Source organism: Streptomyces sp. RB17, assembly GCF_009604455.1.
Taxonomy (GTDB): Bacteria; Actinomycetota; Actinomycetes; order Streptomycetales; family Streptomycetaceae; genus Streptomyces.
This window is the reverse complement of the sequence record NZ_WEGL01000009.1, coordinates 329,364-354,554: the sequence shown is the minus strand read 5'-3', so window position 1 is coordinate 354,554 and position 25,191 is coordinate 329,364. Positions and strand designations below refer to the sequence as shown.

Sequence of the window (25,191 nt, the reverse complement as noted above, 5' to 3'; positions counted from 1 at the left end):
CGCCCTCTTGTCGTCGTCGCGCGACTCAGCCGAGCCGGGACTCCAGTTCCGCCACGATCTCGTTGACACCGATCGCCGTCTGCTCACCGGAGTCCATGTCCTTGAGCTGGACGACGCCCTCGGCGAGGTCGCGTTCGCCGGCCACGAGCGTGTAGCGGGCGCCGCTGCGGTTGGCGTTCTTCATCGCACCCTTCAGGCCCTTGCCGCCGTACGCGAAGTCCGCCGAGATGCCGACCTTGCGCAGCTCGGTGATCTTCGCGAACAGCACCCGACGGGCCTCCTCGCCCAGCGGGACGGCGTACACCGACGTCGTGGACGGGAGGTCCAGCTCCACGCCCTCCGCCTCCAGGGCGAGGACCGTGCGGTCGACGCCGAGGGCCCAGCCGACCGACGGCAGCGAGGGGCCGCCGATCATCTCGGACAGTCCGTCGTAGCGGCCGCCGCCGCCCACCGCGGACTGCGAGCCGAGGCCGTCGTGCACGAACTCGAAGGTGGTGCGGGTGTAGTAGTCCAGGCCGCGCACCAGCTTCGGGTCGTCCTCGAAGGACACCCCGGCCGCCGTGATCAGCTCACGGACCTCCTCGTGGTACGCCTTGCAGGCGTCGCACAGGTAGTCGCGCAGCAGCGGGGCGCCGGTCAGCTGCTTCTGCACCGACTCGCGCTTGTCGTCGAGGACCCGCAGCGGGTTGATGTCGACGCGCCGGCGGGTGTCCTCGTCCAGGTCCAGGCCGCGCAGGAAGTCCTGCAGCGCGGCCCGGTACACCGGACGGCACTCCTTGTCGCCGAGGCTGTTCAGCAGGATCCGGAAGTCGCGCAGACCCAGCGAGCGGTACGCCTGGTCGGCCAGGATGATCAGCTCGGCGTCCAGCGCCGGGTCCTCCGCGCCGATCGCCTCGGCGCCGACCTGGGAGAAGTGCCGGTAACGGCCCTTCTGCGGGCGCTCGTAGCGGTACTGCGAGCCCGAGTACCAGACCTTCACCGGGAGGTTGCCCGTCTTGTACAGGTTGGCCTCGAGGACCGCGCGCAGCACGGGCGCGGTCGTCTCCGGGCGCAGGGCCAGCTTGTCGCCGCCCTTGGTCTCGAAGACGTACATCTCCTTCGTCACGATGTCGGTGGACTCACCGACGCCGCGTGCGAACAGCTCCACGTTCTCGAAACCGGGCGTCTCGATGTAGCCGTAACCGGAGCTCCTGAGCGGCGCGGCGATCGCCTCGCGCACGGCCAGGAATCTGGCGCTGTCCGGCGGCAGCAGGTCGTACGTGCCCTTGGGGGCCTTGAAAGTGCTCACGGAAATCTCTCGTCACATTCCTCGTCGGGGAGCCGGGGAGGCTCCCTGGCCGGCGGCCACCTGCCGCAGATAGGGGTTGGTGGCGCGCTCCTGGCCGATGGTCGTCTGGGGGCCGTGCCCGGACAGCACCACGGTGGAGTCGTCGAGCGGCAGGCACACGCGGGCCAGCGACTCGATCATGTCCTCCATGGATCCGCCCGGCAGGTCGGTGCGTCCGATGGAGCCGGCGAACAGCAGATCCCCGGAGAAGAACACCGACGGGACGTCGGCCGTCTCGGGCATCCGGAAGGTCACCGACCCCTTGGTATGGCCCGGCGCGTGCGCGACGGAGAACTCCAGGCCGGCCAGTTCGAGGGTGGTGCCGTTCGTCAGCTCGCGGACGTCGTCCGGCTCCCCCACGGTCAGCTCGCCCATCAGGGGCATGCCGATGGACCGGCCGAGCGACTTCTCCGGGTCGCTCATCATGTACCGGTCCTCGGGGTGGATCCAGGCCGGCACGTCGTGCGCGCCGCAGACCGGGACGACAGAGGCCACGTGATCGATGTGCCCGTGGGTGAGGACGACGGCGACGGGCTTGAGCCGATGCTTCTTCAGTGCTTCCTCGACGCCTTCGGCGGCCTGGTGGCCGGGGTCGATGATCACGCACTCCGCACCGGCGGCGGGGGCGACGAGATAACAGTTCGTCCCCCAGGCCCCGGCGGGGAACCCGGCAATGAGCACGATCGTCCTTCGTTGTGTCGATTCGGGCGGTCACAAGCTGTGGTCCAGAGCCTACCGGCGCTGCCGTTTCCTCAGCGAACCCATATACGGTACGGGGCTACACACAGCGGTCGGCTCACGAGCACGCACGCGTACCGGTCGACACACACGCTTCGACACGTATGAGGAGAGAACCCGGTGGTCAGCCAGGAGCAGCGGCGGCGTCAGCTCGCCCGGGAGAAGTTCTTGCGGCAGCAGCAGCGGCGCACCCAGGCGCGCCGCAAGGCGGCCGTGCGCAACTCCGTGATCGCGTCGGTACTGGGCGTGGTCGTGATCGGCAGCGTCGCGCTGTACACGACCGGGGTGCTGAAGAACAACGACGACAAGAAGACCAACACCGCCGCGGACGTCACGCCGAGCGCAACGCCGACCAGCAAGGCGCCGGATCCGTGCGCGAAGCCGGCGGCCGGCGCGGCGAAGAAGCTGAGCTGGAAGAAGGAGCCGGCGATGACGATCGACACGTCGGCGAAGTACACGATGAAGCTCGCCACGACGTGCGGTGACATCGACGTCGCGCTGAAGACGGCGGCGGCCCCGCACACGGTGAACTCGTTCAACTTCCTGGCGGGCCAGGGCTACTTCGACCACACCAAGTGCCACCGTCTGACCACGGACGGCATCTTCGTGCTCCAGTGCGGCGACCCGCAGGGCACCGGCATGGGCGGGCCCGGCTACACGCTCCCGGACGAGAACCTGAAGGACAAGAGCCTCAAGGGCAACAAGTACCCGGCGGGCACGGTGGCGATGGCCAACACCGGTCAGAAGCACACCGGTGGCAGCCAGTTCTTCCTGGTCTACAAGGACAGTCCGTTGCCGCCCAGCTACACACCGTTCGGCACGGTGTCGCAGGCGGGCATGAAGGTGCTGCAGAAGATCGCCGCGGCGGGTGCCCAGGCGGCCGACCCGACGTCCGGCAACACCGCTCCCAACGCGACCGTGGTGATCAACAAGGCGACGGTGACGAAGTCCTGACATCGACCTGATGACCAAGACGGCCATCTGCGGAATTTCGGTCGCGCTGGATGCGGACAGGTAACCCGCTGGTCGCCTATGTTGGCCGTGACGAAACTGTGGACGATGCCCGGGGGCGCTGAGCCCCCGCAGGCATCATGTGGAGGAGGCGCTGTGAGCAGCGACCCGTGGGGCCGCGTCGACGAGACGGGGACCGTGTACGTGCGTACGGCCGACGGCGAGCAGGTCGTCGGTTCCTGGGCGGCCGGCTCCCCTGAGGAGGCGCTGGCCTACTTCGAGCGCAAGTACGAGGGCCTGGTTGTCGAGATCGGCCTCCTCGAGAAGCGCGTGCAGACCACCGACCTGTCGGCGAAGGACGCCCAGACCGCGATCGCCCATCTGCGCGAGCAGGTGGACGCGCACCACGCGGTCGGCGACCTGGACGCGCTGCGCAAGCGGTTGGACAAGCTGGTGGAGACCGTCGAGGCGCGCCGCGAGGAGCGCAAGGCGCAGCGGGCCAAGCAGTCCGACGAGGCCCGCAAGGCCAAGGAGGACCTGGTCACCGAGGCGGAGCAGCTGGCGCAGTCCGACCAGTGGCGGGCCGCCGGTGAGCGGCTGCGGGCGCTGGTGGACACCTGGAAGGGTCTGCCGCGTCTGGACCGCAAGTCCGACGACGAGCTGTGGCACCGCTTCTCGCACGCCCGCTCGGCGTTCTCCAAGCGGCGCAAGGCGCACTTCGCGCAGCTGGACGCGCAGCGCGAGGAGGCCCGCCGGACCAAGGAGCGCCTGGTCGCTGAGGCCGAGGCGCTGTCGGGTTCGACGGACTGGGGTCCGACGGCGGCGCGTTATCGCGAGCTGATGACGGAGTGGAAGGCCGCCGGCCGCGCCCAGCGCGAGCACGAGGACGACCTGTGGAACCGCTTCCGGGGCGCCCAGGACGTGTTCTTCGCCGCCCGCAGCTCGGTGTTCGCCGAGCGGGACGCGGAACAGGCGGAGAACCTGAAGCTGAAGGAGGAGCTGGCCGAGGAGGCCGAGAAGCTCCTGCCGATCGGCGACCTGAAGTCCGCGCGGGCCGCCTTCCGCTCGATCAACGAGCGCTGGGAGGCCATCGGCCACGTCCCCCGGGACGCGCGGCCGAAGGTCGAGGGCCGTATGCATGCGGTCGAGCGGGCGATGCAGGACGCCGAGGAGGCCGAGTGGCGCCGGACGAACCCGGAGGCACGCGCGCGTGCCGAGGGTCTGACCGGTCAGCTGCAGGCCGCCGTCGACAAGCTGAGGACGCAGATCGACCAGGCCCGCGCCCAGGGCAACAACGCCAGGGCCGACAAGCTGGAGCGCGAGCTGGAGGGCCGCCAGGCGCTCCTGGACCAGGCTCTGAAGGGCCTGCAGGAGTTCGGCGGCTGATCACCCCGGCGCACATGGAGAAGGCCCCGTACGGCGCGTACGGGGCCTTCTCCATGGCTGCTTACGACCGGGAGCGTCCCGAGGTCACGCGATACACGTCGTAGACGCCCTCCACGCCCCGTACGGCCTTCAGGACGTGGCCGAGGTGCTTCGGGTCGCCCATCTCGAAGGTGAACCGTGAGGTGGCCACCCGGTCGCGGGAGGTCTGGACGGCCGCCGAGAGGATGTTGACGTGCTGGTCGGACAGGACGCGGGTGACGTCCGACAGCAGGCGGGAGCGGTCCAGCGCCTCGACCTGGATGGCGACCAGGAAGACCGAGGACTGGGTGGGCGCCCACTCGACGTCGAGGATGCGCTCGGGCTCGCGGGACAGTGAGTCGACGTTGACGCAGTCGCTGCGGTGAACCGATACGCCGCTGCCGCGCGTGACGAACCCGATGATCGGGTCGCCGGGGACGGGCGTGCAGCAGCGGGCCAGCTTGACCCACACGTCGTCGACGCCCTTCACGACGACGCCCGGGTCGGCGCTGGAGCGGCGCTTGCGGCCACGGGTGCGGGACGGCGGGACCGTCTCGTCGATCTCCTCGGTGGCGGCCTCCTCGCCGCCGAGCGCCTGCACCAGCTTCTGCACGATGTGCTGCGCGGAGACATGGCCCTCGCCGATCGCCGCGTACAGCGCGGAGATGTCCGAGTAGCGCATCTCGTGGGCGAGCGTGACGAGGGAGTCGCCGGTGAGGATGCGCTGGATCGGCAGGTTCTGCTTGCGCATCGCCCGTACGATCGCGTCCTTGCCCTGCTCGATCGCCTCGTCCCGGCGCTCCTTGGAGAACCAGGCCCGGATCTTGTTGCGCGCCCGGGGCGACTTGACGAAGCCGAGCCAGTCGCGGGAGGGGCCAGCGCCGGGCGCCTTGGAGGTGAAGACCTCCACCAAGTCGCCGTTGTCCAGGGTGGATTCGAGCGGTACGAGCCTGCCGTTGACCCGTGCCCCTATGGTGCGGTGGCCGACCTCGGTGTGGACGGCGTAGGCGAAGTCGACGGGCGTGGCCCCCGCGGGCAGGGCGATGACGTCGCCCTTGGGGGTGAAGACGAAGACCTCGTTGCGGGACAGGTCGAAGCGCAGGGACTCCAGGAACTCGCCCGGGTCCTCGGTCTCCTTCTGCCAGTCCAGCAGCTGCCGCAGCCACGCCATGTCGTTGATGGCGTCCTTGTCCTTGCCGGAGGCCTTGGGCACGTCCGTGCGGACCTTGGAGGCGCCGGCGACGGCCTCCTGCTTGTACTTCCAGTGCGCGGCGATGCCGTACTCGGCGCGGCGGTGCATGTCGAAGGTGCGGATCTGCAGTTCGACCGGCTTGCCGTTGGGCCCGATGACCGTCGTGTGCAGCGACTGGTACATGTTGAACTTGGGCATCGCGATGTAGTCCTTGAACCGGCCGGGGACCGGGTTCCATCGCGCGTGCACGGTGCCGAGGGCGGCGTAGCAGTCGCGGACCGTGTCGACGAGGACACGGATGCCCACCAGGTCGTAGATCTCGGCGAAGTCGCGGCCCCGCACGATCATCTTCTGGTAGACGCTGTAGTAGTGCTTCGGGCGCCCGGTGACGGTCGCCTTGATCCGGGCGGCCCGCAGATCGGCCTGGACCTCGTCGGTCACTATGGCCAGGTACTCGTCCCGCTTGGGCGCCCGCTCGGCCACCAGCCGGACGATCTCGTCGTACATCTTCGGGTAGAGGATCGCGAACGCGAGGTCCTCCAGCTCCCACTTGATGGTGTTCATGCCCAGCCGGTGGGCGAGCGGCGCGTAGATCTCGAGCGTCTCGCGCGCCTTCTTCTCCTGCTTCTCGCGCTTGAGGTAGCGCATGGTGCGCATGTTGTGCAGGCGGTCGGCGAGCTTGATGACCAGGACGCGCGGGTCCTTGGCCATCGCCACGACCATCTTGCGCACGGTCTCGGCCTGGGCGGCCTCGCCGAACTTTACCTTGTCCAGCTTGGTGACACCGTCGACGAGGAGGGCGACGGTGTCGCCGAAGTCGCGGCGCAGCTGGTCGAGGCCGTACTCGGTGTCCTCGACGGTGTCGTGCAGCAGCCCCGCCATGAGCGTGGCCGGGTCCATGCCCAGCTCGGCGAGGATGGTGGTCACGGCGAGCGGATGCGTGATGTAAGGGTCGCCGCTCTTGCGCTTCTGCCCCCGGTGCCAGCGCTCGGCGACCTGGTAGGCGCGCTCGATCTGCCGCAGGGTCGAGTTCTCGATCTTCGGGTCGTTGCTGCGCACTATGCGCAGCAGCGGTTCGAGAACCGGGTTGTAGGGGTTCGCGCGCTGCACGCCGAGGCGGGCCAGGCGGGCGCGGACGCGGTTGGAGGAGCCGGTGCGGCCGGGCTGGACGACGGGCGGGCGCACGACGGGCGGCTGGGCGGGGCGCTCGGACGGTGCGGGCTTGGGGCGCGAGGCTTCGGCCGCCTTCTCGACGGGCGCGGACTGGGCGTGCTCGATCGGCCCGCGGGTGTCGTTCTTCGCGTTGGACACGTGCGGCGCGGGCTTCGCCGTGGCGGCCGAGGCGGGCTCGGGCTTTGCGGCGGTCAGGTGCTGGGCCTCGTCTGGCAAGAGGGCTCCTCGTGCGCGATCCGGGTCCCCCGGTCAGGCTCCGGAAACCCCATGGTAGCGATCCTGCGGCTGGTCATCGCCTTCAAGCGGAAGTGAGGACCGTCCACCTGTGCAACGCGGGGGGCTCCTGCCGGATTCCGGGAGGTGGATTCCGGGTGATTCGGGAGCGTGCGGAGGGTGTCCTGGGGATGGCCGTGGTGCGGGCGGGAAACACAAAGCGGCCTACGGCGAAGCCGAGGCCGCTTGTGCAGCGCAGTCGCTCAGACCTGGAGCAGCGCCTCCAGCGGGGCACCGCCGAGCGTCGGCTCCAGCCGGACCCGGCCGCCCAGGAAGCCCAGCTCCATCAGCACCGCCAGACCGGAAACCTCCGCACCGGCGCGCTGGATCAGCTGGATCGCGGCCTCGGCCGTACCCCCCGTGGCCAGGACGTCGTCCACGATCAGGACCCGCTCGCCGGAGGCGAGATCCTCCGCGTGCACCTCGATCTCGGCCGAGCCGTACTCCAGGTCGTACGCCTGGCGCAGCGTCGCCCCTGGCAGCTTGCCCGCCTTGCGGACCGGAATGAAGCCGAGGCCCGCGCGCACGGCGACCGGGGCGCCCAGGATGAAGCCCCGGGCCTCCAGGCCGACGACCTTGGTCGCGCCGGTGTTCGCGGCGATCTCGGCCAGCGTGTCGGTGAGCGCCGTGAACGCGGCCGGGTCCGCCAGGAGCGGGGTGATGTCCTTGAACATCACACCCGGCTCCGGGTAGTCGGCGACGTCACGGATGCGGCTGAGCAGCAGCCCCGAGATGTCGGCGAGCTCGGTCATCGGCGCTTCCCGGAGGGTCGGCCACGGCCCCGGCTGCGGGACGCGGGCTGGTTGCGGGGGCCCACGACGGCGGGGGCCGCATCGTCGTCGTCGGCCGCGCGCTCCGCGGCGAGGTCCTCCTCGGCGGCGGCCTGGGCACGCTTGGCCATGACACGCTTGGTGAGGGCCTTCAGCGCCGGCTCGCGCTCCTTGAGGTCGGCGACGAGCGGCGTGGCGATGAAGATCGACGAGTAGGCACCGGCCGCGAGGCCGACGAACAGCGACAGCGAGATGTCGTTCAGCGTGCCGGCGCCGAGGAAGCCACCGCCGATGAACAGCAGGCCCGCGACCGGCAGCAGGGCGACGACCGTGGTGTTGATCGATCGGACCAGCGTGCCGTTGATCGACCTGTTGGCGATGTCGCTGTAGGTCCAGCGGGTCTGCTTGGTGATGTCCTTCGTCTGCTCCTTGAGGCTGTCGAAGACGACGACCGTGTCGTAGAGCGAGTAACCGAGGATCGTCAGCAGACCGATGACCGTACCGGGCGTGACCTCGAAGCCGACGAGGGCGTAGATGCCGGTCGTGATCGTGATGTCGTGGATCAGCGCGACCAGGGCCGCGATGGCCATGCGCCACTCGAAGGCGATGGCCAGGTAGATCACGACGAGCACCATGAAGATGCCGAGGCCTTCCCAGGCCTTGTTGGCGATCTGCTGGCCCCAGCTCGGGCCGACCAGGTCGGCGGCGAGCTTCTCGGGGTTGAGGTTCAGGTCCTTGGCCAGCTCCTGCTTGATCTTGTCGGACTGGCCGGTGTCGATGCCGGCGATCTGGATGCGCAGGCTGCCGTTGCCGAGCTTCTGCACGATCGCCTCATGACCGGAGGCGTCCTTGGCGTAGGTCTCCGCCTGGGTCACCGAGGTGCTCATGTGGGTCGGCGTGGTGAAGACCGCGCCGCCCTTGAACTCGATGCCCATGTTCAGGCCGCGCACCGCCAGGCCGAGGATGGCCGTGATGGTGATCAGGATGGAGACGCCGTACCAGATCTTGCGCTTGCCGACGAAGTCGTACGAGATCTCGCCGCGGTGCAGTCGAGCGCCGAGGTTGCCGAGTTTCGACATTGCTCAGGCCTCCTTCGGGTCGACAGAGCCGGCGGCGGGGCCGGCGGGACGGCGGGTACGGCGCAGCGGCGGCTTGGCACCCAGGCTCTTCGGGTCGAGACCGGACCACTTGTGGCCGCTCGCGAAGAACCTGCGGCGGGCGAGGAGGGTCATCAGCGGCTTGGTGAACAGGAAGACGACGACCACGTCGAGCAGGGTGGTCAGGCCCAGCGTGAACGCGAAGCCCTGGACCTTGCCGACGGTCACGATGAACAGGACCGCGGCGGCCAGGAACGACACGAAGTCGGAGACGAGGACGGTGCGCCGGGCACGCGGCCAGGCACGCTCGACGGCGGGGCGCAGCGAGCGGCCCTCGCGGATCTCGTCCCGGATGCGTTCGAAGTACACGATGAACGAGTCCGCGGTGATACCGATGGCGACGATGGCACCGCAGACGGCCGGCAGGTTCAGCGCGAAGCCGATGGCCGGGCCGAGCAGCGACATGATCACGTAGGTGAGGATCGCGGACACCACCAGCGAGGCCATGGCGACGAGCGACAGGCCGCGGTAGTAGGCGACCAGGTAGATCACGACCAGGGCGAGGCCGATCGCGCCGGCGAGCAGACCGGCGTGCAGTTGCTCACCGCCGAGCGCGGCGGTGACGGTGGTGACGGACTGCTCCTGGAAGGACAGCGGCAGGGCGCCGTACGACAGCATGTTCGCGAGGCTCTGGGCGTCCTGCTGGGTGAAGCTGCCGGAGATCTCCGCCTGGCCGCCGGTGATGGCCTGCTGCACGTACGGGCTGGAGACGACCTCGCCGTCCAGGACGATGCCGAACTCGTTCTGCGGGGACTGGTTCTTCGCCAGCTCGCCGGTGATGTCGGCGAACTTCTTGGCGCCGCTGGAGCTGAAGGTCATCTGGACCTGCCAGCCGGAGGCGCCCTGGGTGTCGAAGACGGCCTGCGCCTTCTTCACCTCGGTGCCGTCGACGGCGGCCGGGCCGAGCACGTACTTGTACCAGACCTTCCTGATCTGGCCGCAGGCCACCGTGGGCTCGCCCGGCTTGGCGGCGCCGCCCACCTTGGCCCGCTCGGCGGGCTTGGTGCAGTCCAGGGCGGCGTACTGGGCCTGGAGCTTGGCGGCGGCGGTGCCGGCGCTGGAGGAGGCCGACGGGGTTGCCGAGGGGGTGCCCGACGGCTTGGAGCTGCCGGAGGCGGACGTGCTCGGCGTGGGGGTGGAGCCTGCCTTCAGCGCGTCGGTGACGGCACGGCCCTGGGAGGTCGCCGAGGCCGTGGGGGACGCGGTGGAGGACGAGGACGCCTTCTCCTGGGAGGAGGAAGAGGCGGAGGGGCTCGCGCTCCCGCTCGGCTTCGGCGAGGAGCTGCCGCTGGGGGTCGCGCTCGGCGACGGGCTCTGCGTGGCGCCGCCGCTGGGCTCGCTGGCCAGGACCGGGCGGAAGTACAGCTTGGCGGTGGTGCCGACCTGCTGCTGGGCTTCCTTGGAGTTGGTGCCCTTGGGGATGTTGACGATGATGTTGTCGTTCCCCTGGGTCTGCACCTCCGCCTCGGAGACGCCGAGACCGTTGACACGGCGGTTCATGATGTCGACCGCGGTGTCCATGTTGGCCTTGTTGACCGCGGACCCCTGGTCGGCCTTCGCCTTGAGCGTGATGCTCGTGCCACCGGCGAGGTCGATGCCGAGACGCGGAGTCTTGTTCCCGGACAGGAACATGCCTCCGGTGAGCGCCACGATGGCGATCAGGATGAGGGCCAGCGAGCGCCCTGGCTTGCTCTGGGCGCTCGCGCTCCGGCCCCTCTTAGGTGCTGCCACCTTCTCGTACTCCCTCTCGGGCCGCTCCACGCCGGTGGGCGCGGTCGGCCATGACATGGTGTCGGGCTGTTCCGTGCGGGAAACAGACGCGCCCGGTGGTGCGCGGGGCGGGATCATGCCGCGCAGTGCACCACCGGGGCGTGACTACTTCGCGTCGGAGTCGCCGTCGGTCTTCTTCGGCTTGTCGTCCGCCTCGGCCGCGACGGCCTCGGCCGTGTCGGTGCTGTCCTCGTCGGCGTCCTTCTTACCGAGGTCGACGGCCTTGTCGTCGGAGGCGGCGGCAGCGGGCGAGTCGGAGTCGTCGGTCTCGGTGAGGGAGGAGGCGTCGTCCGGGACGATGTCCGCGTCGGACTTCAGGTCGTGCTCGATGCCGTGGACGATGCGGTTGTACTCGTCGTCGGTGAGGACGGCGCCGATCGCGTTCTTGGCGAAGAGGAGCTCGACGCCCGGGCCGGCGTCGAGGAGGACGGTGTCCTCGTTGACCTCCTTGACCGTCGCGTACATTCCCCCGATCGTGCGGACACCGGAGCCGGGCTGCAGCTCGTTCCGCATACTGGCGGCCTGCTGCTGCTTCTTCTTGGCAGAGCGCGTCATCAGGAACATGGCCGCGATGAGCACGATGAAGGGGAGAAGGGTAAAGGCATTCACGGGACGGGGTTTCCTTCGCGCGACCGCGACGGAGAGCGGCCTGTTGATGGGGGTGTATGTCGGCACCGCCCGCAAGGGCGGCATCGGCGGAGTCTAAGCGAGTCCGCGTGCATGGAACAACGCTCAGCATCGCACCTGAGTTCCTGCCCGGGCCAATGTCTGCGCCGTCCCGCATACATCATCGCGCCGTCAGGTCCCGAACAGGTCCTGTTGTCCGTTTCCCCCGGTCGCTCCGCCGCTCGCCGAGCGGGGCGGGGTCAGGCCGAGATGCGCCCAGGCGGCCGGCGTGGCGACCCGGCCGCGCGGGGTGCGGGCGAGCAGTCCCTCCCGGACGAGGAACGGTTCGGCGACCTCCTCGACGGTCTCCCGCTCCTCCCCCACCGCGACGGCGAGCGTGGACAGGCCGACCGGACCGCCGCCGAAGAGTTTCAGCAGGGCGTCCAGGACCGCGCGGTCGAGACGGTCGAGGCCGCGCGCGTCGACCTCGTAGACGGCGAGGGCGGCCGCGGCGATGTCACGGGTGATCACGCCGTCCGCCTTGACCTGCGCATAGTCGCGGACGCGGCGCAGCAGGCGATTGGCGATGCGAGGCGTGCCCCGGGAGCGGCCGGCGATCTCGGCGGCGCCGTCCGGCTCGATCTCGACGTCCAGCAGATGCGCCGAGCGGTGCACGACCCGCTCCAGCTCGCGGGGCTCGTAGAACTCCATGTGCGCGGTGAAGCCGAAGCGGTCGCGCAGCGGGGGCGGCAGCAGGCCCGCGCGCGTGGTGGCGCCGACCAGGGTGAACGGCGGCAGCTCGAGCGGGATGGCGGTGGCGCCGGGGCCCTTGCCGACGATGACGTCGACGCGGAAGTCCTCCATCGCCATGTACAGCATCTCCTCGGCGGGCCGGGACATGCGGTGGATCTCGTCGAGGAACAGGACCTCGCCCTCCTGGAGGGAGGAGAGGATCGCGGCGAGGTCGCCGGCGTGTTGGATGGCGGGACCCGAGGTGATGCGGATGGGGGCGCCCATCTCGGCAGCGATGATCATCGACAGGGTGGTCTTGCCGAGGCCGGGCGCGCCGGAGAGCAGCACATGGTCGGCGGTTGCGCCGCGCGCGCGTGCGGCCCGCAGGACGAGGTCGAGCTGTTCGCGGACCTTCTCCTGGCCGATGAACTCGCCGAGGTCCTTGGGACGCAGCGCGGCCTCGACGGCCTGGTCCTCCCGGTCGGCGGACGCACCGACGAGCCGCTCGGAGGCGGGCGTGTCGGTCGTGTCGTCCCAGTTCATGTGAAGTGTGCCTTCGGCTCGGGGGTCAGCGGGCGCGGTTCAGGGTCTGCAGGGCGGCCTTCAGCAGCTGCCCGACCTGCGGGGTGCCGCCTGCGGCCTCGGCCTGGGGCGCCACCGCGGCCACGGCCTCGTCCGCCTCGCGGGTGGCGTAGCCGAGGCCGATGAGGGCCGCGTGCAGCTGGTCGCGCCAGCCCTGGGTGACCGGGGCGCCGACCGCAGGGGCGCCGAGGGGCTCGCCGAGCCGGTCCTTCAGATCCAGCAGCAGCTTCTGTGCGCCCTTCTTGCCGATGCCGGGGACGGCGGTGAGTGCCTTCTCGTCGCCGGTGGCGACGGCTCTGCGCAGCGCGTCCGGGGTATGCACGGCGAGCATGGCCTGGGCCAGGCGCGGACCGACGCCGCTCGCGGTCTGCAGCAGCTCGAAGACCTGGCGCTCGTCGTCGTCGGCGAAGCCGTACAGGGTCAGCGAGTCCTCGCGGACGACGAGCGAGGTGTGCAGCTTGGCAGGCCGGCCCATGCGGAGCGTGGACAGCGTGTTCGGCGTGCACTGGACGGCCATGCCGACGCCGCCGACCTCGACGACCGCGGCGTCGGGGGCGAGCGCGGCGACCGTGCCGCTGACGAAGGCGATCATGCCGTACGGCCTTTCGTTGCATGGACTGTGTGGCGGGCGACCGCCTGCTGGAGCCGGTTCTGGGCGGGGGCGCGCCAGATGTGGCAGATGGCGAGCGCGAGGGCGTCGGCGGCGTCGGCCGGCTTCGGCGGCGCGGAGAGCCGGAGCAGCCGGGTGACCATGGCGCCGACCTGCGCCTTGTCGGCGCGTCCGGAGCCGGTGACGGCCGCCTTGACCTCGCTCGGGGTGTGCAGCGCGACGGGGATGCCGCGCCGGGCGGCGCACAGCATGGCGACGGCGCTGGCCTGGGCGGTGCCCATCACCGTGCGCACGTTGTGCTGGCTGAAGACGCGCTCGACGGCGACGAACTCGGGCCGGTGCTCGTCCAGCCACTGCTCTATGCCCTGCTCGACGGCGAGGAGACGGTGGCTGAGGTCGGCGTCCGCAGGCGTGCGTACGACACCGACGCCGAGCATGGTGAGCGGGCGGCCCGCGACGCCTTCGACGACGCCGACACCGCACCGGGTCAGCCCGGGGTCCACCCCCAGTACGCGCACGGGGCCCCTCCCTCCGATCGCCTCGATCACGTGTTTGTGCAGGCTATCGGGTGCCACTGACAATGACGGCGGGCCGGTGGGACGTGTCCCACCGGCCCGCCGGAAATCCGCTGACCCGCGGAGCGTTACGCGTCGACCTTCTCCATGATCTCGTCGCTCACGTCGAAGTTGGCGAAGACGTTCTGCACGTCGTCGCTGTCCTCGAGGGCGTCGATGAGCTTGAAGATCTTCTTGGCACCCTCCTCGTCCAGCTCGACCTGCATGGTCGGGACGAAGTTGGCCTCGGCGGACTCGTAGTCGATGCCCGCCTGCTGAAGGGCGGTGCGGACCGCGACCAGGTCGGTGGCCTCGCTGATGACCTCGAAGTTCTCGCCGAGGTCGTTGACTTCCTCGGCACCGGCGTCCAGGACGGCGCCGAGCACGTCGTCCTCGGTCAGCTCACCCTTGGGGACGATGACGACGCCCTTGCGGTTGAACAGGTACGACACCGAGCCCGGGTCGGCCATGGAGCCGCCGTTGCGGGTCATGGCGACACGGACGTCGGAGGCGGCGCGGTTGCGGTTGTCGGTGAGGCACTCGATGAGCACCGCGACGCCGTTCGGACCGTAGCCCTCGTACATGATCGTCTCGTAGTCGGCGCCGCCGGCCTCGAGACCACCGCCGCGCTTGATTGCGGAGTCGATGTTCTTGTTCGGGACCGACTGCTTCTTGGCCTTCTGGACGGCGTCGTAGAGGGTCGGGTTGCCGTCGAGGTCGACACCGCCCATCCGCGCCGCGACCTCGATGTTCTTGATCAGCTTCGCGAAGAGCTTGCCGCGCTTGGCATCGATCACGGCCTTCTTGTGCTTCGTCGTGGCCCATTTAGAGTGGCCGGACATCTGCCTGTCTCCTTCGCGTAACCAATCTCTGTACGAACGTCAGAGATCCTACAAGGACTCTCACGCTCGGTCGGCGCGCACCATGTCGACGAACAGGGAGTGCACGCGGTGGTCGCCGGTCAGTTCCGGATGGAACGACGTGGCGAGCGCGTTGCCCTGGCGGACGGCGACGATGTGGCCCTCGTGCTCGGCGAGCACCTCGGCCCGGGCGCCCACGGACTCCACCCAGGGGGCGCGGATGAAGACGCCCTCCACAGGATCGCCCGTGACGCCCTTGACGTCGACCGCGGCCTCGAAGGACTCGTTCTGCCGGCCGAAGGCGTTGCGGCGCACGATCATGTCGATGCCGCCGATGGTCTCCTGGCCCGAGCGCGGGTCGAGGATCTTGTCGGCGAGCATGATCATGCCGGCGCAGGTGCCGTAGACGGGCATGCCCTCGGCCACGCGCGCGCGGAGGGGCTCCATCACGCCGAAGAGGACGGCCAGCTTGGAGATGGTGGTGGACTCGCCGCCGGGCAGGACGAGGCCGTCGACCTCGGCGAGTTCCTCGGGGCGCCGCACCGGCCTGGCCACGGCGTCGGCCGCGGCCAGGGCGATGAGGTGCTCCCGTACGTCGCCCTGGAGGGCCAGGACGCCTATGACGGGTGCGTCAGTCATGTTCTTCGTGCAGTCCTCTGGAGGTGTGCCGGGGTGGATTACCAGCCGCGGTTCGCGTAGCGCTCGGTCTCGGGGAGGGTGTCGCAGTTGATGCCGACCATGGCCTCGCCGAGGTTGCGGGACGCGTCCGCGATGATCTTCGGGTCGTCGTAGAAGGTGGTGGCCTTCACGATGGCGGCGGCGCGCTTGGCCGGGTCGCCGGACTTGAAGATGCCGGAGCCGACGAACACGCCCTCGGCACCGAGCTGACGCATCAGGGCCGCGTCGGCCGGGGTGGCGACGCCGCCGGCGGAGAAGAGGACGACCGGGAGCTTGCCCAGCTCGGCGACCTCCTTGACCAGCTCGTACGGGGCGCGCAGCTCCTTGGCGGCGGCGTACAGCTCGTGGTTGTCGAAGCCGCGCAGCTTGGCGATCTCGTTCTTGATCTGGCGCAGGTGGCGGACGGCCTCGACGACGTTGCCGGTGCCGGCCTCGCCCTTGGAGCGGATCATCGCGGCACCCTCGGCGATGCGGCGCAGGGCCTCGCCCAGGTTGGTGGCGCCACACACGAACGGGGTGGTGAAGGCCCACTTGTCGGAGTGGTTGACCTCGTCGGCCGGGGTGAGGACCTCGGACTCGTCGATGTAGTCGACGCCGAGGGACTGCAGGACCTGGGCCTCGACGAAGTGGCCGATGCGGGACTTGGCCATGACCGGGATCGAGACGGCGTCGATGATGCCCTCGATCATGTCCGGGTCGGACATACGGGCCACGCCGCCGTCCTTGCGGATGTCGGCCGGGACCCGCTCCAGGGCCATGACGGCGACGGCGCCCGCGTCCTCGGCGATCTTCGCCTGCTCCGGCGTGACGACGTCCATGATCACGCCGCCCTTGAGCTGCTCGGCCATACCGCGCTTCACGCGGGCGGTGCCGGTCTCGGGAGCCTGGTTCTCGATGGTGGACACGGGTGACCTCACTGAAGTGAAAGGGTTTCTCTGCAGCATCGAGGAAACGCGAGTGGACCAGGCCACAGCAAGGGCCAATGGCAAGCCGGTGGATCCTTTTCGTCCAGGGACGGTTCCCCCGGGGTTCAGGAAGCCCGCTCCACGAGGGCCGCGGGAGGCTCGTCGTCCATCTCGACGGCCAGCGGGAACGGGGCGTGGCCCGCCAGCCGGAACCAGCGGACCTTGCGGTGCTCGCGGAGCCTGCGGGCGGCTCCTACGGCGTCGTTGTGGAAGCGGCGGGCCATCGGTACCCGGCGCACCGCCTCCGCCAGCTCACGGGCCGCCTCCTCCCCTCCTGGGGCCTCGCGTACGGCCTCCACCTGGGCCGGGTCCTCGAAGACCGCGCGCAGCGCCTGGCTCAGCTCGCTCTCGGCGACCTCCCGCTGCTCCTCCTCGGCCTGCCGGGCGGCGTGCGCGGCCTCGTACAGCACGATCGAGGCGGCCGGGTCCAGCACGCCCGAGGTGGCCAGTTCCTGCGCGACGGAGGCGCGCCGCAGCAGCTGCGCGTCGAGCGCGGCCCGCGCGGCGTCCATCCGCACGTGCAGCCGGTCCAGCCGCCCGGCCGTCCAGCTCAGGTACACGCCGATCGCGACGAGTGCGACAAGGATCCAGATGAGGGTTGCGGTCACGCCGGAAGGCTATCGGCTGCGGGAACCGGCCCCTCCTGGCTGTCCCACACCGGTTCCGGCCGCCCTTCGGGCAACTCGGCCGGCCCGCCCCGAAGGTGCTGTGGATGGTTCGGACCGGGTAGGCGACTGAAACTTCCGCCGCATCGGACCGGCCCGGGCTGAGACTCACCTCCGTGCGGAGTGACGCGGGGGCGCCGGGCCATGGGGAACCGGCACTCGGGTCCTGCGGAGCATCCGGTTGTCCTGCGACTCGCAGGCTCAGGGGATGGGCGCCGGGCGTGGGGCCGTCGTGTGGCGCATCCGACCGGTACCAGCCCGCCGGCCCGTGCCCACAGCCGTCCCGGACCGGGCGCGAACCGCGCGCTCGGCCCCGGCCGCCCCCCATGCCCACAACGCCGCCCCGGCCCGAACACACGCCGGTTGTCCTCCCGCCCTGAAAGGCGGAGCGAACCGCGCACAGCCGCCGTCCCGAGTCGGCCCAGGACCGCACAGCCTCGGTCCCCGGCCGGCCAGACCCGTGGGCCGCGGCCTCAGTCCCGGGCCAGGCCGAAGCGTGCCCTGAGTCCTGTCGTGCGCTCGTCCGCCGCGACCGCTGCCGCGCCGGCCGTCACCGTCTCGTAGACGGACAGGATGTCGGCGCCGACCGTGGACCAGTCGAAGCGCCGCACATGGGCGCTGCCGCGTTCGCGCAGCTCGGTGCGGCGGTCCGGGTCCGCCAGGAGGCGTAGGGCAGCCTCGGCGAGCGCGTCGGCGTCCTCGTTGGCGAAGACCTCGCCGGCCTCGCCCTGGTCGAGGACCTGCACGAAGGCGTCCAGGTCGGAGGCGAGCACGGGCGCGCCCGCCGACATCGCCTCGACCAGGATGATGCCGAAGCTCTCGCCGCCGGTGTTGGGCGCGACGTACAGGTCGACGCTGCGCAGGAAGCGCGCCTTGTCCTCGTCGCTGATCATGCCGAGGAACTCCACGCGCGCGTGCAGCTCCTTCGGGAGGTCCGCCACCGCCGCCTCCGCGTCGCCGCGCCCCGCGACCAGGAGGCGGGTCTGCGGGCGGGCGGCCAGGATCTCCGGCAGGGCCTTCATCAGGACCGGCAGGCCCTTGCGGGGCTCGTCGATGCGGCCGACGAAGCCGATGGTGTCGCCCTGCCACTTTGGCTTCGGCTCGGCCTTGGCGAAGAAGTCCACGTCGACGCCGTTGGGGATGACCACCGCGTCCCCGCCGAGGTGCTCGACCAGCGTCCGGCGGGCGTACTCGCTGACCGCGATCCGGGCGCTGATCTTCTCCAGGGCCGCCTGGAGGATGGCGTACGCGGCGATCATCGCGCGCGAGCGCGGGTTGGAGGTGTGGAAGGTGGCCACGATCGGACCGGAGGCCGCCCAGCAGGTCAGCAGGCCCAGCGAGGGCGAGGTCGGCTCGTGGATGTGGACCACGTCGAAGGCACCCTCGTGCAGCCAGCGCCGCACCCGCGCGGCCGACAGGAAGCCGAAGTTGAGGCGGGCCACCGAGCCGTTGTACGGCACCGGGACCGCGCGGCCGGCCGAGACGACGTACGGCGGCAGCGGGGTGTCGTCGTCGGCCGGGGCGAGCACGGAGACGTCGTGGCCGAGGCGGAGGAAGTACTCGGCGAGGTCGCGGATGTGGAACTGGACACCACCGGGCACGTCCCAGGAGTACGGGCAGACGATCCCGATTCTCACGAGGGTCCCTTCGCGGGGTCGAGGTCGGCGAGCCACAGCCGCTGCAGCATGTGCCAGTCCTCCGGATGGTCGGCGATCCCGGTGGCGTAGGCGTCGGCCAGCGCCTGTGTCATGACAGACGTCTTCTCGGCCCGCGTACCTGACTCGGGTACCTCGACCGGGGGATGGACCTGTCCCTGCATCACGGGCGAGTCGTCGTACCAGAGCGTGACCGGGAGCAGCAGCGCGCCGGTCTGCTGGGCGAGCAGGGCCGGGCCCGCGGGCATCCGGGCCTTCTCGCCGAAGAAGTCGACCTCGACGCCGGAGGCGGACAGGTCACGGTCGGCGACCAGGCAGACCAGGCCGCCGTCGCGCAGCCTGCGGGCCAGGGTGCCGAAGGCGGAGCCGCCGCTGTGCGGCAGGACCTCCATGCCGAGGCCCTCGCGGTAGGCGACGAAGCGGTCGTAAAGGGTCTCGGGCTTGAGCCGCTCGGCAACCGTCGTGAACGGCGTCTCCAGCTTGGTGGTCACCCAGGCGCCGGCCAGGTCCCAGTTGGCCAGGTGCGGCAGGGCGAGGATCACGCCCTTGCCCGAGGCCAGAGCGTCGGTCAGGAAATGTATGTCCTTCGGGTCGAAGCCCGCCTTCACCCGCTCGGCGCTCCAGGCGGGCAGCCGGAAGGACTCCATCCAGTAGCGCAGGTACGAGCGCATGCCCGCGCGCGAGAGCTCGGCGAGGCGCTCCGGCCCGGCGTCGGGCAGCACGCGCGCGTAGTTCGACTCCAGGCGCTGCACGCCCTTGCCGCGCCGCTTCCAGGCGAGGTCGGCGATGGTCTGCCCGAGCCGGACCGCGACGGGTTCGGGGAGCTTCTTGACGGTGCTCCAGCCGAGCCCGTACAGCCCGTCGGTGAGCCGTTCCGCGGCGCTCACTGCGCGGCCTCGCTGGGGCTCTGCCGGGCCGCGGCGGCCTCGGCCTCGGCGGACTCCCGGCGGACGGTGACGACCCGCTGGATCAGCGTGACGAGGCTGCCGACGGCGACGATCCACAGGGCGATCGGCAGCAACCACTGGATGCCCGGCACACCGAATTTGTGCAGGCCCGCGAAACCGGCCGCGACCAGCGAGATGACCAGGCGCTCAGCGCGTTCGACGAGCCCGTTGACGGCGACCGGCAGTCCGATCGACTCGCCGCGCGCCTTGGTGTACGACACCACCTGGCCGCTGGCCAGGCAGAAGATCGAGACGGCGCACAGCACGTTGTTGTTCCCGTCGCCCGCGTACCAGAGCGCGAAGCCACCGAAGATCGCGCCGTCGGCGACCCGGTCGAGGGTGGAGTCCAGGAAGGCGCCCCAGCGGCTGGAGCGGCCCAGCTGGCGGGCCATGTTGCCGTCGACCAGATCGGAGAAGACGAACAGGGTGATCACGACCGTGCCCCAGAAGAACTCGCCCCGGGGATAGAAGACCAGCGCGCCCGCGACCACCCCGGCCGTGCCGATGAGCGTGACCGTGTCGGGGCTCACGCCCCGGCGGATGAGAAACGCGGCGAACGGCGTGAGGACACGCGTGAAGAATGCACGCGCGTACTTGTTCAGCATGGCCTTCCCGACGGTCGGTGTCGCCGCGGCCCCTGGTGGCCTCCGGCTGGCCCATCGTAGCCACGCGCGCGTGCGCGCGGCGGGCGGGCACCCGCGGCCCGTCGCGCGGACCGGTGTGCGCCGCCGTGCGCGGGGCGCGCGCGGCGCGATCGGCGGCCGTGGCTGTCGTTCGTATGGACGCAGCGTGACGGGAGTGGAAAGCTCGAATAACCGCGGGCGTCGCCGGAGCCGCCAGTGCACGCGGGACCGCGCGTCCGCGCCCACACATGACCTCACCGTGCACGGGAGGCAGGATCATGGGCGACAAGACTCAGACACACCACCCCGGGGCCGCCGGCAGGGCTCTCGAGGCCGACCAGCCCGCATCCGTACGGAACGTGGTGCTGGTCGGCCACTCCGGTTCGGGCAAGACGACTCTGGTGGAGGCCCTCGCGCTGGCCGCGGGGGCGGTGAACCGGGCGGGCCGCAAGGAGGACGGCGGCACCGTCTCGGACTACGACGAGATCGAGCACCGGCAGCAGCGCTCCGTACAGCTCTCCCTGGTGCCGGTCGCATGGGACGGCATCAAGATCAACCTGCTGGACACCCCCGGATACGCCGACTTCGTCGGGGAGCTCAGGGCCGGTCTGCGCGCCGCGGACGCGGCCCTCTTCGTCGTCTCGGCCTCGGACGGCGTGGACGGCTCCACCCGGATGGTCTGGGAGGAGTGCGCGGCCGTCGGCATGCCGCGGGCGATCGTGATCACGCACCTGGAGGCCGCGCGCGCGGACTTCGAGGAGATGACCCGGATCTGTGCGGAGGCCTTCGGCGGCGACGACCCGGATGCCGTGCTGCCGCTGTATCTGCCGCTGCGCGGCCCGGAGGGTCCCGACGGGCACGCGCCCGTGACCGGGCTGGTCGGACTGCTGTCGCAGCAGCTGTTCGACTACTCGACCGGGGAACGCAAGGACTCCGAACCCGGCGAGGACCAGCTGCCGGACATCGAGGAGGCCCGCAACCGGCTCATCGAGGGGATCATCGCCGAGAGCGAGGACGAGACCCTCATGGACCGCTATCTCGGCGGCGAGCAGGTCGACGTCCAGACGCTGATCCAGGACCTGGAGCGGGCCGTGGCCCGCGGCTCGTTCTTCCCCGTCCTGGCGGCCGCCCCCGCCGCCGACGGCGCCAAACAGGGGCTCGGCACGGTGGAGCTGCTGGAGCTGGTCACCGGCGGGTTCCCGACCCCGTTCGAGCACCCGCTGCCCGAGGTCACCACTGTCGACGGGAAGGCGCGCGAGCTGAAGCCGTGCGACACGGGCGGGCCGCTGGTCGCCGAGGTCGTCAAGACCTCCTCCGACCCCTACGTCGGCCGGGTCTCCCTGGTGCGTGTCTTCTCCGGCACCCTGCGCCCCGACCAGACGGTGCACGTCTCCGGGCACGGGCTGGCCGACCGCGGCCACGAGGACCACGACGTCGACGAGAAGGTCGGCGCCCTGTCCATGCCCTTCGGCAAGCAGCAGCGCCCGGTGACGCATGCCGTCGCCGGTGATCTGGTGTGCGTGGCCAAGCTCGGCCGGGCCGAGACCGGGGACACCCTCTCCGCGAAGGACGACCCGCTCCTGATGGAGCCCTGGCGGATGCCCGACCCGCTGCTGCCGCTCGCCATCCAGGCGCACAGCAAGGCCGACGAGGACAAGCTCTCGCAGGGCCTGTCCCGGCTGGTGGCCGAGGACCCGACCATGCGTCTGGAGCAGAACCAGGACACCCACCAGGTGGTGCTGTGGTGCCTGGGCGAGGCCCATGCGGACGTCGCCCTGGAACGGCTGCGCAGCCGCTACGGCGTCCAGGTCGACGTCGTCCCGCACAAGGTCTCCCTGCGGGAGACGTTCGCGAACAAGGCCGGCGGTCGCGGGCGGCACGTCAAGCAGTCCGGCGGGCACGGGCAGTACGCCATCTGCGAGATCGAGGTGGAGCCGCTGCCCGGTGGCTCGGGCATCGAGTTCGTGGACAAGGTGGTCGGCGGTGCCGTACCGCGCCAGTTCATCCCGTCCGTGGAGAAGGGCGTACGGGCGCAGGCCGCCAAGGGGGTCGCCGCGGGATACCCGCTGGTGGACGTGCGGGTCACGCTGCTCGACGGCAAGGCGCACTCGGTGGACTCCTCCGACGCCGCCTTCCAGACCGCGGGCGCGCTGGCGCTGCGCGAGGCCGCGGCCGACACGCGGATCCATCTGCTGGAGCCGGTGGCCGAGGTGTCCGTGCTGGTCGGCGACGACTACGTGGGCGCCGTCATGAGCGACCTGTCCAGCCGGCGCGGCCGGGTGCTCGGCACCGAACAGGTGGGCTCCGGGCGGACCCTGATCAAGGCCGAGGTGCCCGAGTTCGAGATCGGCCGGTACGCCGTCGACCTGCGCTCGCTGTCGCACGGCACGGCACGGTTCGACCGCTCCTACGCCCGGCACGAGCCGATGCCGCCGCAGATCGCCGAGCGGATCCGCGAACAGGCGGGTGAGAACGCGTAGTTCGGCACCCGCGAGCCGGGTGCGCGGGCGGGCGGCTTCGGCCGTCCGCCCGCCGGTTGTCGGTGGCGGCGGATACGCTGATCACCTGATCGCGTCGTGCCGCAGTCGTCCGGTTGTGACGGGTGATCGACACGACGGCCTGTTCAACAGGTGTGCGGAGCGAGGAAGTCGGGAAGGCCGCAGAAGCGACACCGGCGGCGATGGGGGCGGGAATGTCGTTGGGAACGGAGTGGGACGGGCCCCAGGTGCCCGTCTCGGGCGACGCGAGTCAGGCGGCGACCGCCGCGCTGGCCTCCGCGGCGTACCGGGACAGCCCGATGGAGGAGATCAAGAAGGCCGACAACGAGTGGCACGAGTCGACTCTCAAGCCGGGCAGGATCGCGCTGCTGAGGCCCAATCTCGGTGAGGCGTTCTCGCGGGCCGTGGTCGCCCGGATGCTCGCTCCCGGCCGCAAGCCGCTCATCCAGTCCTTCGGGTCCGAGCCGCAGTTCGTCGTCGAGCACTGCCTCGCGGCCAACAACATCCGCCGGGAGCGCGACAACCGCCTGACCGCCGTGACGGTCCTGTGCGGAGTGCTCTTCCTGCCCGGGCTGATCGCCTGGCTGCTCGTCTTCCAGCTGCGCACGTTCGTCGCCACGCGCGAGGACAGGCGGGCGGGTGCGCTCGCCACCGCCCTGCTCCTGGGTGTCGGCGTGCTGGCCGCACTGTTCCTGATCAAGATGCCGTTCAGCGGCTTCTGGGCATGGTATGCCCGGGCGTGTGTCGTGCTCCCGGTGCTCGGCTGGTTCTGGGCCAAGCAGATCTGTGAGCGCACGGCCAAGGATCTGCGGGCCCGCTGGGGCGGCCTGCTCTCGGGCACCAGCGTCGGTGCGAAGGTCCCCGAGGCGGTGCCGCGCGGCCCCAATCAGACGGCGGCCGAGGAGCTGCGCCAGTCGCTGGCCCGGCTCAGCGCGGAACAGCAGTCCAACTCGGTCTTCTACGCCGGCCCCAAGGGCATACTCGGCATGGGCACCCGCTGGGGCGCCTGGCAGCTCGCCGAGAATCTGGTGCCCGCCGACCCTACGCGGGAGATCCACCCGTTCCGCAGCTGGGACGTCATACGCGCGATCCACGACCAGCTCGCCCTGCTGGAGCGCGGCCCGCTGAACACCGGCGGTTTCCCCAAGCCGTCCATCAAGCACTGGATCGTCACGCCGATCGGCGAGAAGGCCACGGAGGTGTCCCGGCCCGAGGGCACCGACGTCGAGGCCTTCCAGGTCAGGCCGCACGCGATACAGGAGATCTGCAACAAGCAGCAGTTCGGCAGCGGCGACCGGCACTACCTGGGCGTGCAGTGGACGCTGTGGGACGGGCAGCTGGTCCTCACCATGCTGATCACGGTCACGGTGCTGCACGAGACGCTGCGCATCGAGGTGACCGGGCACGCGCTGGGACCGGTGAACCCGCTGTTCACCTCCAAGCCGGAGCCGCCGAGCAAGGAGGTCGCCAAGTCCCTCAAGCCCTGGGAGACCCGGAAGATCATGCTTCCGCTGGTCACCACCGACGAGGTGGTACGGCTCGCCGCGCGCGCCCCGCTGACCTGGTACCCGCCGATACTCAACTGGCTCGGCGGCTCGCTCGTCCTGCCCGAGCCGTTCGGTCTGCGGCACGCCTGGGCCGACCAGCCCTGGCGGCACCGCTTCATGGCCGACGACGCGCTGCGCGCGGCCACGCCGGTGCTCCGGGTGGTGCACGCGGCGGCGATCAGCGTGCTGGAGGAGAACGGCGTGGACACGGAGCAGTTCGGGACGCGGTCGGGCATCCTCAGCGGCCTGGTCCAGGACCCCACGCCGAAGAAGGCCGACCTGTACGACGCGTGAGCGGTGCCCTCGGCAGAGGGCACGCCGCGGCTACGCCGGCCAGGCCTCCGCCAGCATCTTCCTGGTGTCGGCCAGCAGCTGCGGCAGCACCTTGGTGTGGCCGACCACCGGCATGAAGTTCGTGTCGCCGCCCCACCGCGGGACGATGTGCTGGTGCAGGTGGGCGGCGATGCCGGCGCCCGCGACCGTGCCCTGGTTCATGCCGATGTTGAAGCCGTGCGCGCCGGACGCGGTGCGCAGCGCCGTCATGGCCTGCTTGGTCAGCTCGGCGAGCTCCGCCGTCTCCGGGCCGGTCAGGTCCGTGTAGTCGGCGACGTGGCGGTACGGGACCGTCATCAGATGGCCGCCGTTGTACGGGTAGAGGTTGAGCACCGCGTACACCTGCTCGCCGCGCCGGACGATCAGTCCGTCCTCGTCGGACTTGGCCGGGATCGAGCAGAAGGGGCAGCCGTCGTCGGCCCCCGGACCGGTCGGCTTGTTCTCGCCCTGGATGTAGGCCATCCGGTGGGGCGTCCACAGGCGCTGGAACGCGTCCTGCGTCCCCACTCCGATCTGCTGCTCCGGCTCACTCGTCATGCTAGGCAGCATATGGCTTCGCCCGTACGCGGCGTGTCGCCGGG

22 protein-coding genes are annotated in these 25,191 nt (G+C 70.6%); 4 read left to right on the top strand and 18 right to left on the bottom strand.

Annotated features, from left to right (window positions below):
• Positions 1-25: 25 nt before the first annotated feature.
• Together hisS and SRB17_RS35500 are read right to left on the bottom strand one after the other, a co-directional pair.
• Positions 26-1,288, bottom strand: a complete 1,263-nt coding sequence (gene hisS / locus SRB17_RS35505; RefSeq protein WP_323376793.1) for a histidine--tRNA ligase — start codon at positions 1,286-1,288, stop codon at positions 26-28.
• Between the two features lie 12 nt (positions 1,289-1,300).
• Positions 1,301-2,008 (bottom strand): MBL fold metallo-hydrolase, encoded by a 708-nt coding sequence (locus SRB17_RS35500; RefSeq protein ID WP_323376792.1) that lies wholly within the window; start codon positions 2,006-2,008, stop codon positions 1,301-1,303.
• Positions 2,009-2,185: 177 nt separating this feature from the next.
• Here SRB17_RS35500 and SRB17_RS35495 point away from each other — a divergent pair, with 177 nt between their 5' ends.
• Positions 2,186-3,019 carry a peptidylprolyl isomerase gene (locus tag SRB17_RS35495; RefSeq protein WP_323376791.1) on the top strand — a complete coding sequence of 278 codons (834 nt, stop codon included), beginning with the start codon at positions 2,186-2,188 and terminating at the stop codon, positions 3,017-3,019.
• A gap of 153 nt (positions 3,020-3,172) precedes the next feature.
• Positions 3,173-4,402, top strand: coding sequence for a DUF349 domain-containing protein (locus SRB17_RS35490; RefSeq protein WP_323376790.1), 1,230 nt, complete (start codon positions 3,173-3,175; stop codon positions 4,400-4,402).
• 61 nt (positions 4,403-4,463) lie between these two features.
• Here the strand turns inward: SRB17_RS35490 and SRB17_RS35485 are convergent, their stop codons facing one another.
• The 15 genes from SRB17_RS35485 to pgsA form a co-directional block, all read right to left on the bottom strand.
• Entirely contained in the window at positions 4,464-7,001 is a 2,538-nt protein-coding gene (locus SRB17_RS35485; RefSeq protein ID WP_153544661.1) for a RelA/SpoT family protein, read from the bottom strand.
• A gap of 260 nt (positions 7,002-7,261) precedes the next feature.
• Positions 7,262-7,810 (bottom strand): adenine phosphoribosyltransferase, encoded by a 549-nt coding sequence (locus SRB17_RS35480; RefSeq protein WP_153544659.1) that lies wholly within the window; start codon positions 7,808-7,810, stop codon positions 7,262-7,264.
• A complete protein-coding gene (gene secF / locus SRB17_RS35475; protein ID WP_153544657.1) occupies positions 7,807-8,907 on the bottom strand; it encodes a protein translocase subunit SecF in 1,101 nt (366 codons plus the stop codon). Before secF ends, SRB17_RS35480 begins: the two co-directional genes overlap by 4 nt.
• A gap of 3 nt (positions 8,908-8,910) precedes the next feature.
• Positions 8,911-10,716: a protein translocase subunit SecD gene (gene secD, locus SRB17_RS35470; protein ID WP_323376862.1), complete on the bottom strand. Its 1,806-nt coding sequence runs from the start codon at positions 10,714-10,716 to the stop codon at positions 8,911-8,913.
• A 144-nt stretch (positions 10,717-10,860) separates the two neighbouring features.
• Positions 10,861-11,364, bottom strand: a complete 504-nt coding sequence (gene yajC, locus SRB17_RS35465; protein WP_323376789.1) for a preprotein translocase subunit YajC — start codon at positions 11,362-11,364, stop codon at positions 10,861-10,863.
• Positions 11,365-11,553: 189 nt separating this feature from the next.
• Complete coding sequence (gene ruvB, locus SRB17_RS35460) at positions 11,554-12,636, bottom strand: Holliday junction branch migration DNA helicase RuvB (protein ID WP_153544651.1); 1,083 nt, start codon at positions 12,634-12,636, stop codon at positions 11,554-11,556.
• Between the two features lie 25 nt (positions 12,637-12,661).
• Entirely contained in the window at positions 12,662-13,267 is a 606-nt protein-coding gene (ruvA, locus tag SRB17_RS35455) for a Holliday junction branch migration protein RuvA (protein WP_153544649.1), read from the bottom strand.
• Positions 13,264-13,803: a crossover junction endodeoxyribonuclease RuvC gene (ruvC, locus tag SRB17_RS35450; protein ID WP_323376788.1), complete on the bottom strand. Its 540-nt coding sequence runs from the start codon at positions 13,801-13,803 to the stop codon at positions 13,264-13,266. The genes ruvA and ruvC overlap by 4 nt, the downstream gene beginning before the upstream one ends.
• A 125-nt stretch (positions 13,804-13,928) precedes the next feature.
• A complete protein-coding gene (locus SRB17_RS35445) occupies positions 13,929-14,681 on the bottom strand; it encodes a YebC/PmpR family DNA-binding transcriptional regulator (RefSeq protein WP_153544647.1) in 753 nt (250 codons plus the stop codon).
• Between the two features lie 60 nt (positions 14,682-14,741).
• Positions 14,742-15,338, bottom strand: coding sequence for a pyridoxal 5'-phosphate synthase glutaminase subunit PdxT (gene pdxT / locus SRB17_RS35440; protein WP_153544645.1), 597 nt, complete (start codon positions 15,336-15,338; stop codon positions 14,742-14,744).
• A 38-nt stretch (positions 15,339-15,376) separates the two neighbouring features.
• A complete protein-coding gene (pdxS, locus tag SRB17_RS35435) occupies positions 15,377-16,282 on the bottom strand; it encodes a pyridoxal 5'-phosphate synthase lyase subunit PdxS (RefSeq protein WP_069781943.1) in 906 nt (301 codons plus the stop codon).
• Between the two features lie 125 nt (positions 16,283-16,407).
• On the bottom strand, positions 16,408-16,950 hold the full coding sequence (locus SRB17_RS35430) for a hypothetical protein (protein WP_323376786.1): 543 nt from the start codon (positions 16,948-16,950) through the stop codon (positions 16,408-16,410).
• A gap of 530 nt (positions 16,951-17,480) precedes the next feature.
• Positions 17,481-18,644: a glycosyltransferase family 4 protein gene (locus SRB17_RS35425; RefSeq protein WP_323376785.1), complete on the bottom strand. Its 1,164-nt coding sequence runs from the start codon at positions 18,642-18,644 to the stop codon at positions 17,481-17,483.
• Complete coding sequence (locus SRB17_RS35420) at positions 18,641-19,549, bottom strand: phosphatidylinositol mannoside acyltransferase (RefSeq protein ID WP_323376784.1); 909 nt, start codon at positions 19,547-19,549, stop codon at positions 18,641-18,643. Before SRB17_RS35420 ends, SRB17_RS35425 begins: the two co-directional genes overlap by 4 nt.
• A complete protein-coding gene (gene pgsA / locus SRB17_RS35415; protein WP_153544639.1) occupies positions 19,546-20,214 on the bottom strand; it encodes a phosphatidylinositol phosphate synthase in 669 nt (222 codons plus the stop codon). The genes SRB17_RS35420 and pgsA overlap by 4 nt, the downstream gene beginning before the upstream one ends.
• A 296-nt stretch (positions 20,215-20,510) precedes the next feature.
• Between pgsA and SRB17_RS35410 the strand changes: the two genes are divergently transcribed.
• Positions 20,511-22,712 carry an elongation factor G-like protein EF-G2 gene (locus SRB17_RS35410; protein ID WP_153544637.1) on the top strand — a complete coding sequence of 734 codons (2,202 nt, stop codon included), beginning with the start codon at positions 20,511-20,513 and terminating at the stop codon, positions 22,710-22,712.
• A gap of 212 nt (positions 22,713-22,924) precedes the next feature.
• Entirely contained in the window at positions 22,925-24,571 is a 1,647-nt protein-coding gene (locus SRB17_RS35405; protein ID WP_153544635.1) for a DUF412 family protein, read from the top strand.
• Between the two features lie 30 nt (positions 24,572-24,601).
• Here the strand turns inward: SRB17_RS35405 and SRB17_RS35400 are convergent, their stop codons facing one another.
• Positions 24,602-25,159 (bottom strand): HIT family protein, encoded by a 558-nt coding sequence (locus SRB17_RS35400; RefSeq protein WP_153544633.1) that lies wholly within the window; start codon positions 25,157-25,159, stop codon positions 24,602-24,604.
• Positions 25,160-25,191 lie beyond the last annotated feature (32 nt).